Here is a 13,995-nt window from a genome sequence, read left to right on the forward strand (position 1 = left end):
GTTCAGACAGGCTTTCGCGCTTTGAGAACGATGCTGACGAACGTTTTCTCATCACCGCGCAGATGGTCGTTACGCGCGTCTGCCAGGCGGAACAACTGCACCCCCAGGTTGACTGGATTGAGCAGGCTGCCGCTGTTGCGTTCGCCGCGGAAGCGGTCGGCGCTGTCGCGGAAGCGGCGCGGCAGCAGGTTCTTCTCGATCAACGGCTTCCCAATGCCATACACGATGAAGTGAATAAATGGAAACGCATAGTGGGTCTGCTCTTCAAGCGTCTCGATAGCGAACCCGGCGCCCGACACCACATCGCGCAGGGTTTCCGGGCGATACAACCGCCAATGGTTGCTCCACAGACCGGCGATTGGTCCAGCGCTCTGGATAGGGCGGCCGCCAAGCATCTCGATCGTTTTGTTGATCGGGTCCCACCAGAACGGGTAGTTCGCGTGCGGCACGCTGAGCGCCAGAATGCCGCCGGGCTTGAGGATGCGGAAGATCTCGCGCAACGCGCCGCGATCATCGGCGAGATGTTCGAGCACCTCGGACATCAACACCTTGTCGAAGCTATGCTCCGCAAACGGCAACCGATGAATATCGACATTCAACAGGCTGGCCGGCACATGTTCGCGCTCCGCCCAGCGCAGGCGGTCCATGTCGCCATCAACGCCGACCAGGTTCAACCGCCGCAACCGTCCCATGAACATCAAATAGACGCCCATGCCGCAGCCGCAATCGAGTACTGTTTCACCATCGCAAAGTTCGAGGTAGTCGAGCAAGGTAACGGCGCGACGGCGGTAGGCCATATCCGCTTCGTTGCGCAGCAGGCGTTCGAGCATCGCCCGATCTTCATCGGACAGCGACCCGCAGCGAGGCGTATCAATGGTGGAGGGAACGGATGATGCCAGCATGGTTGTTGTCGCCGTGACCGGCGCAGCCGCAATAACATGGAGGGTGCTGCGCACCAGGCGCCGGCTTGCGCGTGCGGCGAGGTGCGTGCGGCTTCGCGTGCGCACCAACTGATCGAGCAAACGCTCATACGCATCAATCGTCTGTTGGGTGTTGAAGATGCGGCGAACGCCAGCCGGGGTTGGACGGTAACGTTCACGGTCGCGCAGCGTTTCGAGGATCACCTGCGCCAGAGCAGGCGGATTGTACGGCGGCGCCAGGCGCCCAAAGCCCGTTTCGCGCACCACCACACGCGCACCGGGAATGTCCGTCGCCACGACCGGAGTTCCGCACAACATCGCCTCGACCTGCGTCAGCGCCATCATATCGGTATGGCTGGGCAGCACGAACAGATCGAGCATGGCGTAGAACTGCGCCAGTTGCTGGCGATCCCGGATCAGACCCAGGAATGTGATATGTTCCTGCTGCGCTTCGATCAGCGGCTGGCACACGCGATAGAAATCGTCGTAGACGACATTGCATTCACCGGCGAAAACCAAGTGCGCTTCGGGCAATTCGGCGCCGATGAGGGGCAATGCCCGCAGCAGATCATCGAACCCTTTTTCACTCACCCAGCGACCGGCGAAACCGATCAGGCGCTTCCCCTCGAGTCCCAGGTCGCGCTTCCAGGCAGCGGCAGCGGCCGGATCCGGATCGGGGAACTCCACTGGCGGATAGATGCAGGCCAGTTTGTCGCGGAAGGGCCAGAGCAATGGCGAATGGCGGGCATAATCTTCGCTGTACGAGGTGATGCCGTCCGCCAGCGTCGCCGCAAAGCGGAGAATGTGGAACGCAGCGCGCTCGACGAGTTTCTCCGCCGGACTATCCGGCATAACCACGTCGCCGTGATGCGTCATCAGGAGGGGGCGCCCGAGCGCGCGGCAGAGCGCCGCCACCAGCGGCGCTTCAGGGAGGGGCGTATGGATCTGCACGACATCGTGCTCGGCGATGAGTTGCGCCACAGCCCAGGGAAACGCCGGGGTGATCATGCCGCGGCTGAAGCGTGCAATGGGCCAGAGGCGCACCACGCGCACGCCGTTGACCATCTCGTCTCGCGCCAGGTCGAGGTTGTGTCTGGTCGTCAGCACCGTTACCCGATGACCCCGCTCCGCCAGGCGCTCCGCCACCCGCACTGCATGAACGGTCAGGCCTGTCCAGTGGGGGTAATAATAGGTCAGCACAACCAGGATATTCATCGCCGCCTGTCTTCGCTGCTCTGGCGTCGTCCGATCGCCGCGACAGAGGCGCGGCGGATGCGTGGTATTATAGCAGACGCACTGCCGGAAGCGCCAGATACCCATTCGTACTGGTGCGATCCACGACCAGTATGAAGAAAATTTGTGCTTGACAGAATGGAACATGCATGCTACACTCGACATATCGGCAGTGTGCCGGTATCCGGGGCGCTTCGGATGGGCGAAGGTCCTGGTGGGACGACATCAGTACAGTCGGGAAGAGGAGGCTTTTATGGCCAGAGATCTGAACAAGGTGATGCTCACCGGTCACCTGGGAGCGGACCCGGAGATGCGGTTCACCCCGCAGGGTAGCGCCGTTACGACGTTTCGCGTTGCGTCGAACCGTTCCTGGAAGTCGGGAGACGGCGTTCAGCACGATGATACGGAATGGTTCCGGATCGTTGCATGGGATAAGCTGGCAGAAATCTGTAACGAGTACCTGAAGAAGGGAACGCGCGTCTACGTCGAAGGGCGGTTACAGACGCGCAGCTGGGAGGATCGCAACACTGGCGAGAAGCGCTACATGACCGAAGTTGTCGCGCAGGATATGATCATCCTGACTCCCAAGGGCGATCGCGTTCCACCGGTCGAAGCCGACGATCTGAATATGCATGCGGTCGGCAGCGTTCCGCGCCGCACCCCGGCGCCCGGCGCTCCATCCGAGGCGATCTCCAACGGTCCCGCACGGGCAGGCGCGTCTCGCGTCCCCGGTCGCAATATGCCGCAACCGGTCGAAAATGAGGATGACCTGCCGTTCTAGCGTGGGTCTGAAACCTTATATTGAAGACAGCAAGGGACCTCTCTCCCTCGCTTGTGTCGCCTAAACTAGAGCACGTTTGTTTTTCTTGGGCAGGTTTAGGCGGGCGTCTGGCCATCCATCATGCCAGGGGAGGGAGAGAGACGGATGCGTATCCGTCTCAACCGCCATAGGGGGGAGAAGGATGGCGTTCGGTCAATGCTCAGGAGAGACGGATAGGTATCCGTCTACTCATATAGTTAGGCAGGCGTGATCGCAAACGCGCAGAAAGCGCGTGGTAGAATTATTACGTGGAGTGAGAGACATGGCGACGAAAATACAGCAGACCCAAGCCGATTTGGTGAAAGCCATTGCTGACATCGCTACAACTATGCCGCTGGCGCGCACAATGCAACTCTATCAATTCGCGCGCTTCCTTCAAACACATCCCCTGCCCACAGAAGAAACGTTTGAAGAAATCGCGGCAGATGAAGCGCTCTGGGACGCCCAATTCACTGCGACGAGCGACGACAAACTCGCTGCACTGTTAGCAGCGGTGGAAACCGAAATCAACGCCGGCAAGACATTGCCGATGTTCGATGAACACGGCGAGTTCATTGAACACCAATGAAGTCGCAAACGACCGAGTCCTTCTGGAAGCATTATTGGGCTTTGCCCCCAGAGATTCGCCAGCGCGCACGGCAAGCCTACAAGCTATGGCGAGACAATCCAGCACATCCAAGTCTTTTCTTCAAACAAGTGAAGGTAAACCAACCGCTTTATTCGGTTCGGATTGGCTTAGGATACAGAGCGCTTGGATTACTCCAAGCGGATACCGTGACTTGGTTTTGGATTGGCACTCACGACGAGTACGATCGTCTTCTCAAGTGAGCGTAGCACATCATCAAACACGCCTGCTCAACAAGCGCTTGCAGCCGACTGCTCCCTCGCTCCGCGCAGCGGCTGAAGCGCGAGCCGTTATGCCGCTTCATCTCTTCTATCAAGGTGTAGGTCGATGAACATACGCCTTTTTACTGCATTCCACCAGAAGATTGGCTTCTTACGACGAATACCGATGTTGCCCGGTTTCACGTGCCGCGCCGGGTGAGGCGACGGCTGAACGATCTGAGGCGGCGCGCGCCTGAGCGATGGCGGTGGGCGGCGGAAGAGACGCAGCCGGCGGTGAATGAATCGACTGCGGATGGCGAGCGACGGTTGTTCGAGGTCTGGCGGCGGCTTCCTGGACGGCAGGGGGAAAAGGGATCGCGGACCTGGCGCGTTTGCGCGACATCGCGCGCCGCTTGCGTGAGGATTGGGAAGAGGTTGGGGTGGTTCAGCGGGCGGAGGGCGCGCCGAAGCCCAATCATCGGACGGAGCGCGCAATCGGGCGGATGCGAGCGCGGACGGTGCGTGGCGACAAATCGCCGCATGGGATGTGGGCCGGACTGATGCTGAGCGGTGGAGCAGCGTGGAGTGGCATGTCGCCTATCCTGATGTGAGCAACTCGCCAACCGTTTGTGCTACAGACACGAGCACAACTCGCCGTTGATGTGCGTTGCCGTCGCACACTATGCACAAGCGCCGGAATGGGAGATGAACCTCACCATTCCGGCGCTTCGTTCTTGAGATGCCTGGCAACGCATATGCGTGCAGGAGGTTATTCGGTTCTGGCAAGCGACGATTGCGGCGCGCGGTCGAACAGCGCCCACAAAATAGCCGCCAGCAGCAGCCAGAGCAATTGATCGCGCACGCGCAGCGCAAACTCGATCAACCGCTGCGAGTCAGGCTGTGTTTGTATCACCTGCGCCAGCCACTGCGCCGGTATGTCGAACACCCATGCCAGCGCATTGCTCAGACCGACCTGCATCAACAAACTGCCGCCATAGGTCCATGCAACCGCCAGGGAGACAGCCATGACCACGGCTGTCAGGCTGTAAATGGTGATAATGTACCAGCGACGCGGTCGCGATACAGAGGTGAGATGAGACGCCTGCAACGCAATTGCCATCAATTGCGCCGTCAGCACGGAGGGAGGCTCCCAGCGGAGTTCTTCGCGCAGCGCCGCATCGATGACCCGGTTGCGCCGGTGATACATGGCGCACACCGGGCACTCAGCAAGGTGATCATGCAGCACCGGGTCATTAATCTCTGGCTCTGTGTGAAGCGCCAGCAACGTGCGGGCTTCATCGCAATCCAACATAGCGCTTACCTCCCTCCGACCGGCACAGGCAACCGCATAAACGAGCTAAACGGTCTGCCGCCAGTCTCCGGTTGCTTTGGCGCCGGCATTGCGTGTGCAGCCGGCGGTTGTTCACGCTCCTGGAGAATGGCAGCCAGGCGCTCTTTCCCGCGCCGAATGTGGCTCTTAACAGTGTTGAGCGGCAGATCGAGGATCTCAGCAATATCGGTATATTTCATATCTTCAAAGTAATAGAGCGTCAGCACCAGACGATAATGCTCTTCGAGCTGCGCCAGCGCGCGACGCACTTCACTGCGTAATTCATGCGAGTCAAGCGCCTCCTCCGGGTCCGACCAGCGATCATCGTCAGCGATGCCATCGATGGCATTGAGGTCTTCATCGCCGTCTGCCGGAGATGCCAGCGGCGCCTGCCGTCCCCGGCGACGCAGTTCGTCGCGCCCCAGGTTGACCACCAGACGGTAGAGCCAGGTCGTGAACCGGCTCTCGCCATTGTACTGCGGCAATGCGCGGAAGAGACGAATAAACGCTTCCTGCGTCAGATCAGCAGCATCGTCGGGGTTCTTCAGCACGCTCATGGCAATGCTGTAGACATACTGCTGCTGGCTGAGCACGAGTTGTGTCAATGCTTCCGGATCGCCAGCCTGCGCGCGTCGGATAAGTTCAGCAGATGGCTCAGCCACCGTTCTACTCCCTTGCAGCGCCGATGTGACTCACAGCCCATCGACGCATACATCGCTTCAATTGTACATGACGAGTCCAGGGATGAAAAGGTTGCAATCCACCAGGGTTATGGGCGAGAGGCAAGAGGCGAGAGGCAAGAGGCGAGAGGCGAGAGGCAAGAGGCGAGAGGCGAGAGGCAAGAGGCAAGAGGCAAGAGGCGAGAGGCGAGAGGCGAGAGGCGAGAGGCGAGAGGCGAGAGGCGAGAGGCAAGAGGCGCGAGGCGCGAGGCAAGAGGCGCGAGGCGAGAGGCGAGAGGCGAGAGGCGAGAGGCGCGAGGCAAGAGGCGAGAAGGGTGCAGAACGGAGAGCCGTTGCACTGCAACGGCTCCGGTCGCGCTGCGGGGTCGGCGGGCAATCCGACGCGCCGCGCCGCCTCTGGTCGGATCGCGGTGTCGGCGGGCAATCCGACGCGCCGCGCCGTCGCCGGTGCTGATACTCATGTGTGGTCATTTGGACAACACGCCGGGGCGCGCAACGGGGCGCTGCGGGCGAAAGCCTTCGCTGAGGACGCGGCTCGACCATGCTCACCGCAGGCGGTTCGACCATGCTCACGGCTGGACAAGAATGGTTTTTGCGAACATCATTCAGTATCGCCCAGTGCAGCCCGTGCAGGCGGGCTTGGCAACCGTAGCCCGCAGCTTCAGCCGCCGGGCGGACTGCGAACGCGCATTGTGGGTCGTTACGCCTTGCGAACCGGCGCTCGAACATCGTGTCTGACTGACCGCACGTTCGTATGAGTTGCGCCGCAACGCCCCGGTCGCGGTGCAGGGCAAAGCTCTTAGAGCCTATCCGAATAATCGCTGACCGAAGTGCGACCGCGTAGGCGAAGGCATCGCCTTCGCCTACCCAACAGGTTGCGGGGTTGAACGTTGCGTATGGGAAGTCAAGAACGTTCAGCGTTACCCGTTCATTGGCATGAGATGCATCGCACCACACACCTGTTATGTTGCGCCCTCGGTCTCGTGGCGCTCTTCGCGCTGGCTTTGGCGCTGCGTTTCTACCGCATCGACGCGCAGAGTTTCTGGTACGACGAAGGATTGACGGTCGCGCTGGCAGTGCGACCGCTCGACGACATCGCGCGCGCCGCCGCCTCTGATGTCCATCCGCCGCTCTATTACTGGCTCCTCCACGGTTGGCTGCTGCTAACGGGAACCGGCGAGGCGGCGGCGCGCGCGTTCAGCGCTGTCTGCGGCGCCATCACAGTCGTACTGACCACAATCCTCGGCTGGCGTTGGGCTGGCGCCGTTGCCGGCTGGCTTGCTGGCATTGCCGCTGCTGTCTCGCCGTTTGCCATTCACTACAGCCAGGAAACTCGCATGTACGCCCTGGCGATGCTTCTGGCAGCATGTCTCTGGCTGGCGCTCGATGCCGCCGTCCGATCAGAAACCGGGGATCGCGCCGTTGATCCGTTGAACGCGACGCAACACCCCTGGCAATGGATGCTGTTCTACGGTGCGGCTGCGCTGGCGGCGCTCGCAACGCACTACTTCATGGTCGCATTCGTGGCGGCATCGGCACTCGCCGGTGCGATCCTCCTGCGCCGTCGCGCGCGGCTGGCGTGGATCGCGGGACATCTGGCGCTCGCCGGGTTCTTCCTGGCGCTTGTCTGGAATAGCCGCGAGCGCCTGGCGGTTTGGACATTCGCCAAACAGCCGGTCGATCCGCTCTTCATTCTTGCCGATGTGCTGCATGTGTTCAGCTTTGGTCCGGCAGCGCCCGCCGCATCCTGGTTCTGGGTCTCTGGCTTCGTCATGCTGCTCGTGGCGTCGCTCGCGTCCTGGCGCGTGTCGCCGGCAGCGACCGGCATGGCGCTTGCCTGGCTCCTCGCGCCGCTGATAGCGATCATCGCGCTCTCGTTGAATCAGCCCTACTACAAGCCGCGCTTTCTGCTGCCTGCGCTGCCCGCCTTCCACCTGCTCCTCGGTATCGGCGGCGCCACACTGGTGCGCGGCGCGACCCATCGGTTCGGTATGCGTGCCGGCGGCGTCATCGGCGTTCTTCTGGCTGCGTGCTTCATTGCCGCTGCGGTGATGCCATTGCGCAACGAATGGTTCGATCCCGCCTTCCAGCGCGATGACTACCGCGGGTTGGCACAGGCCGTCGCCGCCACTGCCCGCCCCGACGACGCCATCCTGCTGATCGGTCCGGGGCAGACCGATGTGTTCGACTACTACTTCAAAGGTTCGCAAAAGCGCTACCCGTTGCCGCGCTTCCGTCCGCTCGACCCGACGGCGACGCTTGCTGAACTCGATCAGATGGAGCAACGCCACCGGCGGCTCTACGGCATCTTTTACGTCCCTTACGAGGCTGACCCCAATGGCGTGGTGAGCGCCTGGCTCGCTGAGCGCGCCTTCCGCGCCGAAAGCCGCTGGTACGGCGGCGTCGAACTGGCAGTCTACGAACTCGGCGATGTCGGTGCACCACTGCGCGATGTCAACATCCACTTTGGCGACACGCTGATCCTGGAGCGCGCCGCCGTCTCATCGACGCGCGTCGCTGGCGGCGATGCCGTGCGGATCGAACTACACTGGCGCGCCATCGCGTCTCCGGGACGCGATCTGTTTCTGTTCGTTCACTTACTCGACATAAATAGTCAGATCGTTGCGCAACACGATGGACCACTGATGCCGACCGACGCCTGGCAACCTGGCGAAACCTACCGTAGTCGCGCGGCCGTCCTTGCGCCGCCAGATGCACTACCGGCGACGTACCGCCTTGTCATCGGCGTGTACGACCCGCGCACCGGCGAACGGCTGCGGCTAGAGGACGGACAGGATGGGTGGGAGGCGGAGTGAGTTTTGCGCAGAACGCTCAAGCACGCTACAATGCATCGACATTTCCCTGGCACGGAATCCATCAACACTGCATTGCGCACGCTCATCCGTTTGATCCCCGCGAAAAAGCCGAAGCGCGTCGCCCGACGACGAATACCAGAGTCCGCAGGGTGGAGGAAGTATGTCCGATCTTTTCAAGAAACTGAATCTGAAGGACCAGGCGGAAATCCTGGTATTGAACGCACCGGAGTCATTCGAACCGGAACTCGCTTTACTCAAAGACGTCGCCATCCGGCGGAGTATTGACAGCGCCCAGCGCATCGTCTTCTCGCCCGCATTCGTGACCACGCAGGCCGAGGTGAATGACCTGGCGCGGGCCATTGCCCGGCAGGCGGAAGGCGATGCCATCGTCTGGTTCGCCTATCCTAAAGCAAGTTCGAAGAACTACACCTGCGAGTTCAACCGGGACACTGGTTGGGCAGTGTTGGGCGAACTGGGCTTCGAGGGCGTCCGTCAGGTGGCGATCGATGCGGACTGGTCGGCGCTCCGCTTTCGGCGGGTGGAATTCATCAAGACGATGAGCTGGGCAAAGCATCGACGGCTGACTGAGCAGGATAAGCAGTGAGGTCGAAACGTTGGTCAATCTCTGGTTGCAGCAGAAGCTCGCTGAGCAAACGCAACACGCAGCGTAGCGACGATGAGAGCAGGACATTAGAAGCCTGATCTGCCAGAACGGAGGGCAGGATGAGCGAACATGTCTGGAACGAAACCCTCGTTGAGAAAGAAGTAACATACCTTATCGAGATCAATGGCCGCATTATTGCCATCGGGGGTGTACCGGCACGTGTCAACATTGAAACGGGTGAGCGACTGTTTGCACCTCAAACAGTCGAGCGCATCCACGAAATTATCCGTTTACAACAGCCCCCAAAAAAGGTTATCGACACGCCAGTATACGAATTTGCGACCTGAGACTTTTTAGGATGGACTATCACCTTCGGCGCCTGACCCCTACGCCGCCCGCTCCTCTGCCAGCGTTGCCGTCGCTGCCGGACGCGGCACGCGCAGGCGCATCCAGCTCAGACCGGCGATCCCCACGACCAGCAGCACGACGAACAGCGCCTCGTAGCTGACGAGTTCGGCGAGCCACCCGGAGAGGAGCGGTCCGGCGGCTGCGACCGGCGCCATTACAATGTTCGAGACGCCGATGTAGGCGGGGCGCTGCGCCGGCGGCGCAAAACTGAACACCAGCGTGAAGCCGGAGAGAATGTATCCTGCCTGCGAAAAGCCAACCAGCACGAAAATGATGTAGAACCAGACCGGCGAGGGCGCGATCAGCGCCAGCAGAATGGCGACCAACCCTACCGCCGTCGAGAGTTCCAGCACCTGCTTGTGCCCCCAGCGGTCCGCCATCCCGCCGAGGAGCGGATCGCTCACTGCCTGCGCCGCCAGCAGCGCCGCGGTGAAACCGCCGACATCGGCGCCGGACAGGTTGAAGCGTTCGAGTCCCAGCGCGGTAATGAAGTTGTGCCCGACGAGCGCCAGCGCAATGCTGACCCGTCCGATCAGGTAGTTGCGGAACGGGGCGTCGCGCTCGAGCAGCGGGCGCACGCCGCGCAGGAACGCCGTCAGCGGCTGCGCTGGCTGCGGCGGCAACGCCGGTTCGATGGTCGATGCCAGGAAGATGAACGATATGACCATCGAACCGAAGCAGATGAGCGACAGAATGCCGACGCTCTGCGGGAAGGGAAATGCGGTCAGTACCCAGGCAGCGACCGCCGCGCCGCCAATACCGAGTAAACCGCCGAGTCCGCTCTGCAATCCGAAGAAGATGCCCCAACGGTTGCCGGGAATGACCCGTGCAATGAAATCCTGCCAGGGAATGGAGGCGAACCCGGCGGCAATCGCGTGGATGGCGTAGCAGCAGAAGAAGATCGCCAGCAGCCCGGCGCCGGGCAGACCGGGCCAGAGAAGCAGTGCCAGCCCCAAAAGCAGAAAGGGCAAACGCTCGAACAGCGTCGCCGCCAGCAGAATCGGTTTGCGCCGCGGCATCGCCGCCACAATCGGCACGATGAACAGACCTGGCAGAAACCAGCCGGTGTAGTTGATCGTCGGGATCAACCCCTGAAGCCAACGGTCGGGTGAGAGGCGTTCGACGAAGAGCGGCAGCACCGTGAAGCGTGATACTGTGCTCAAGCCCAGATAGAATGTTCCGCCATCGAGGACGTTGAGCCAGAAATTGCGCGCAGCATAGCGCCCGACAACCGCCTCGGCGTGTGCGGTCATCGTCGCGTTTGGGTCGGTCATACCTGCCTTCTTTGTGTGAGTGGAGCGACAGAGCGGCGACGGGAACTATCATACCACAGGATGGATAATCGGTCTGAGGGGGTGGGGAGTGGGGGGGGCAGGCATGATGTGTCAGGAAACGACAGGGCTGTGACTGCCGCTCCTCGCCGCCAATCCCGACCAGCGGCATACGCGCGGACGTGATGGTTTTTGAGAAATTAATCCGGTATCGCCCGGTCTAGCCCGCGCAGGCGGGCTTCGCAGCAGGAGCCCGCGACTTATGGTTTTTGAGAAAATAATTCGGTATTGCCTGGCCCAGCCCGCGCAGGCGGGCTTCGCAGCAGGAGCCCGCGACTTTAGTCGCCGGGCTACAAGGCGGATAGCGGAATATTTAATCAAACTCCATAACGTCCGCGCTGAGCGAACGAAGCCCCGCTGACGCGGGGCTGGCTCCGGGCATGCGTCCCCACCGGGGCGAGGGCGCGGCAGCGCCCTTCGGACGCTCAGCCCGACGGTTCAGCGCTGGGCTGAGCGTCCGGTTGTCGCCTGACAAATCGTGCTCGGACCCGGAGTGGGGAGTGGGGGAGCGCAGGTGACGGTTACCCGGCAACACCTGGGCGGAAACGATCCAGAAATTGCGCGAGTTCTTCTCGATAGGCGTCCGGCTGGTCTGGATGGTCGACCCGTCGTCACAGAGCGTCTTTGCGTATCCGCTCGCTCACCGACGTCCGCGAGTTTACCATCGACGATCACCTGCCCGGCGACGACGTGCTCCCCGGCTTCAGTATGGCAGTTCGGGAGATTTTTGCCGACTGAGGCGAGAGTGGTCTGACATTCGTCATGGCAGGTCTAAGCCCCCCTGACGTTCAGGTCGTGAGTTTTGTGGCGAAAGCCTCTCACGCCTTACGCCTCACTCCTCGCTCCTCACTCCTCGCGCCTCGCTCCTCATGCCTCATGCCTCACGCCTGCCGGCTGCGCCACTCCCTCGTCGCGCCTGCGTTCAGCGGCAGCCTGCGCGATCAACCCGCGTGGTGCAAAGAGCGTCACCAGCAGCCCCAGTGCTGACGCGATGAACGCAACAACGAACACACCGCTGATTCCGGCGCCGAGCGCACTGCGCAGCGCATCGTTCACGGCAATATCCCCTCCCAGCGGATCGATCAGACTGTTGAGCGAGACGGATGCATCGAGTGCCGCCGCCGCCAGTCGGGCGGTCACTGTTGCGCTCAACACCGCGCCCATAATGCCGATGCCAAACGCACCGCCAATGCTCCGGCTGAATTGCAGGGTCGAAGTGGCTGTCCCCAGTTTGCTGCGCTCGACACTGCTCTGAACGGCAATCAGGAACGCTGGAATCGAGAACCCCATGCCAAATCCCATCAATCCCAGGTAGACCATCAGCAGCAGGCGGTTGGTCTGCGCATCAGCGAACATGAGCGGAAATGCGCCAATGACCAGCGCAACCATCCCCGCAAGGGCCACGGTGCGGTATCCCACGTGTAGCAGCATGCGCGTCCCGATAATACTGGAGAAGACCCACGCCAGCAGCATTGGCATGAGCGCCGCGCCCGCCTCGGTTGCGCTTGTCCCCAGCACTCCCTGCACGTAGAGCGGCACGAACGTCGCCCCGCCGAAGACCGCGCACCCGACGAGGATGCCGTGCCCGCAGGCGACCATGAACATCCGGTCGCGGAACAGACCGATGGGCAGAACGGGATCGCTGGCGCGCCGCTCGACCCACACCAGCGCGCCGAACATTGCCAGCGCGCCAAGGAGCGTCGGCAGCGCCCACGACGCGCCCAGGTCGGTCAGGCTCAGGAGCAGCGCCACTGCGCCAGCAGTGAGCAGTACCGACCCGGCATAGTCGATCGAGCGTTTCGGCGCGTCGTGGGCGCACGCACGGTCAATCCAGGCGAACCAGACGATTGCGGTTGCCACCAGACCGGGAACAACATTGATCCAGAAGATCCACTGCCATGATGCCTGGTCCACAATGAACCCGCCGAGCAATGGACCGATGATCGACGACACCCCCCATACGCCGGAAAACAACCCCTGCAACCGCGCGCGCTGCTCCAGCGAAAACAGGTCGCCGATAATGATGAATACCAGCGGCAGCAATCCACCCGCTCCGATGCCCTGAATAGCGCGAAAGGCGATCAACTGCGGCATGGTGACTGCCAGCCCGCACAGCACCGACCCGACCAGAAAGATCGCCATTGCCCCCAGAAACACTGGACGGCGGCCAAACAGGTCAGAGAGTTTCCCGTACAGGGGAACCATCGTAGTGGAGGCGAGCATAAAGGCGGTGAACACCCAGCTGTAACTTTCGAGACCTCCCAGCTGGCTGACAATCGTTGGCATGCCGGTGCTGACGACCGTTGACTCCATTGATGCCAGAAACAGACTGAGCATCAACCCGGCGGTGATCAGAATCGTGCGTTGTGATGACACATTGGCTCCCAAATAAATGAACGCGGCAGTGCACCGCGAATACCCCGTCTAGGTATTGTACCATGGTATGTCGCAGGGGACGTGGGCGTCTGCCTTACGGGTGAAGCCATGATTTGCTGCGAAACGCCGTATCGTTGCGGCTTCAGGTCCTCGCTGATACCACATCGCGGTCAGCCAGACAAGATGTTCGATGGTTCGGTTCGCAGCGCAACGGCCAACGCGCCCTGGCAATCGGAGACGGATGACCGCGCATTGGCATCAGCAGCCCCGGCGGGACTTTCACCTGCGGTGAGCATGGTCGAACCGCGTGCTCACCGCGCTCGCCCGACGCGGTTTTGCCCTCGCGCCTCGCGCCTCGCGCCTCGCGCCTCACGCCTCGCGCCTCACGCCTCACGCCTCGCGCCTCACGCCTCACGCCTCACGCCTCACGCCTCGCGCCTCACGCCTCGCGCCTCACGCCTCACGCCTCGCGCCTCACGCCTCACGCCTCACGCCTCACGCCTCACGCCTCGCGCCTCACGCCTCACGCCTCACGCCTCACGCCCCTCACCTTTTGCCTTGCACCTGTGGTATGATGCGTGGCGTTCCGTTTCCGACATAAAACGCCATGATCGATATTCCTCGCATTACGGCTGGATTGGTGTTGAGCACC

At 61.8% G+C, this 13,995-nt stretch carries 12 protein-coding genes; 7 read left to right on the forward strand and 5 right to left on the reverse strand.

Annotated features, from left to right (window positions below; genetic code table 11):
• Positions 1-2 precede the first annotated feature (2 nt).
• A complete protein-coding gene (locus AC3EA7_RS15145; RefSeq protein ID WP_488614900.1) occupies positions 3-2,240 on the reverse strand; it encodes a glycosyltransferase in 2,238 nt (745 codons plus the stop codon).
• A gap of 166 nt (positions 2,241-2,406) precedes the next feature.
• Between AC3EA7_RS15145 and AC3EA7_RS15150 the strand changes: the two genes are divergently transcribed.
• The 4 genes from AC3EA7_RS15150 (at position 2,407) to AC3EA7_RS15165 (ending at position 4,409) form a co-directional block, all read left to right on the forward strand.
• The gene (locus tag AC3EA7_RS15150; RefSeq protein ID WP_488614901.1) at positions 2,407-2,934 is read left to right on the forward strand and encodes a single-stranded DNA-binding protein; all 528 of its coding nucleotides are present in this window, start codon (positions 2,407-2,409) and stop codon (positions 2,932-2,934) included.
• A 301-nt stretch (positions 2,935-3,235) separates the two neighbouring features.
• Entirely contained in the window at positions 3,236-3,541 is a 306-nt protein-coding gene (locus tag AC3EA7_RS15155) for a hypothetical protein (protein WP_488614902.1), read from the forward strand.
• Positions 3,538-3,801, forward strand: a complete 264-nt coding sequence (locus tag AC3EA7_RS15160; RefSeq protein WP_488614903.1) for a type II toxin-antitoxin system RelE family toxin — start codon at positions 3,538-3,540, stop codon at positions 3,799-3,801. The genes AC3EA7_RS15155 and AC3EA7_RS15160 overlap by 4 nt, the downstream gene beginning before the upstream one ends.
• A gap of 389 nt (positions 3,802-4,190) precedes the next feature.
• Positions 4,191-4,409, forward strand: coding sequence for a hypothetical protein (locus AC3EA7_RS15165; RefSeq protein WP_488614904.1), 219 nt, complete (start codon positions 4,191-4,193; stop codon positions 4,407-4,409).
• A 158-nt stretch (positions 4,410-4,567) separates the two neighbouring features.
• Here the strand turns inward: AC3EA7_RS15165 and AC3EA7_RS15170 are convergent, their stop codons facing one another.
• A complete protein-coding gene (locus tag AC3EA7_RS15170) occupies positions 4,568-5,110 on the reverse strand; it encodes an anti-sigma factor (protein ID WP_488614905.1) in 543 nt (180 codons plus the stop codon).
• A 5-nt stretch (positions 5,111-5,115) separates the two neighbouring features.
• A complete protein-coding gene (locus tag AC3EA7_RS15175; protein ID WP_488614906.1) occupies positions 5,116-5,790 on the reverse strand; it encodes an RNA polymerase sigma factor in 675 nt (224 codons plus the stop codon).
• A 959-nt stretch (positions 5,791-6,749) separates the two neighbouring features.
• Here AC3EA7_RS15175 and AC3EA7_RS15180 point away from each other — a divergent pair.
• The 3 genes from AC3EA7_RS15180 (at position 6,750) to AC3EA7_RS15190 (ending at position 9,575) form a co-directional block, all read left to right on the forward strand.
• Entirely contained in the window at positions 6,750-8,624 is a 1,875-nt protein-coding gene (locus tag AC3EA7_RS15180; protein ID WP_488614907.1) for a glycosyltransferase family 39 protein, read from the forward strand.
• A 160-nt stretch (positions 8,625-8,784) separates the two neighbouring features.
• The gene (locus AC3EA7_RS15185; protein WP_488614908.1) at positions 8,785-9,228 is read left to right on the forward strand and encodes a hypothetical protein; all 444 of its coding nucleotides are present in this window, start codon (positions 8,785-8,787) and stop codon (positions 9,226-9,228) included.
• A gap of 119 nt (positions 9,229-9,347) precedes the next feature.
• Positions 9,348-9,575: a hypothetical protein gene (locus AC3EA7_RS15190; RefSeq protein ID WP_488614909.1), complete on the forward strand. Its 228-nt coding sequence runs from the start codon at positions 9,348-9,350 to the stop codon at positions 9,573-9,575.
• Positions 9,576-9,614: 39 nt separating this feature from the next.
• Here the strand turns inward: AC3EA7_RS15190 and AC3EA7_RS15195 are convergent, their stop codons facing one another.
• Positions 9,615-10,910 (reverse strand): MFS transporter, encoded by a 1,296-nt coding sequence (locus AC3EA7_RS15195; protein WP_488614910.1) that lies wholly within the window; start codon positions 10,908-10,910, stop codon positions 9,615-9,617.
• Positions 10,911-11,834: 924 nt separating this feature from the next.
• Positions 11,835-13,343 carry an MDR family MFS transporter gene (locus tag AC3EA7_RS15200; protein ID WP_488614911.1) on the reverse strand — a complete coding sequence of 503 codons (1,509 nt, stop codon included), beginning with the start codon at positions 13,341-13,343 and terminating at the stop codon, positions 11,835-11,837.
• Positions 13,344-13,995 lie beyond the last annotated feature (652 nt).

It is taken from the genome of Roseiflexus sp., from assembly GCF_057785375.1.

Bases quoted from the DNA above. Each gene is read 5' to 3' on its own strand.
- AC3EA7_RS15145 (WP_488614900.1), bottom strand. From the start codon at position 2,240: ATGGGTATCTGGCGCTTCCGGCAGTGCGTCTGCTATAATACCACGCAT.
- AC3EA7_RS15150 (WP_488614901.1), top strand. From the start codon at position 2,407: ATGGCCAGAGATCTGAACAAGGTGATGCTCACCGGTCACCTGGGAGCG.
- AC3EA7_RS15155 (WP_488614902.1), top strand. From the start codon at position 3,236: ATGGCGACGAAAATACAGCAGACCCAAGCCGATTTGGTGAAAGCCATT.
- AC3EA7_RS15160 (WP_488614903.1), top strand. From the start codon at position 3,538: ATGAAGTCGCAAACGACCGAGTCCTTCTGGAAGCATTATTGGGCTTTG.
- AC3EA7_RS15170 (WP_488614905.1), bottom strand. From the start codon at position 5,110: ATGTTGGATTGCGATGAAGCCCGCACGTTGCTGGCGCTTCACACAGAG.
- AC3EA7_RS15180 (WP_488614907.1), top strand. From the start codon at position 6,750: ATGCATCGCACCACACACCTGTTATGTTGCGCCCTCGGTCTCGTGGCG.
- AC3EA7_RS15185 (WP_488614908.1), top strand. From the start codon at position 8,785: ATGTCCGATCTTTTCAAGAAACTGAATCTGAAGGACCAGGCGGAAATC.
- AC3EA7_RS15190 (WP_488614909.1), top strand. From the start codon at position 9,348: ATGAGCGAACATGTCTGGAACGAAACCCTCGTTGAGAAAGAAGTAACA.
- AC3EA7_RS15195 (WP_488614910.1), bottom strand. From the start codon at position 10,910: ATGACCGACCCAAACGCGACGATGACCGCACACGCCGAGGCGGTTGTC.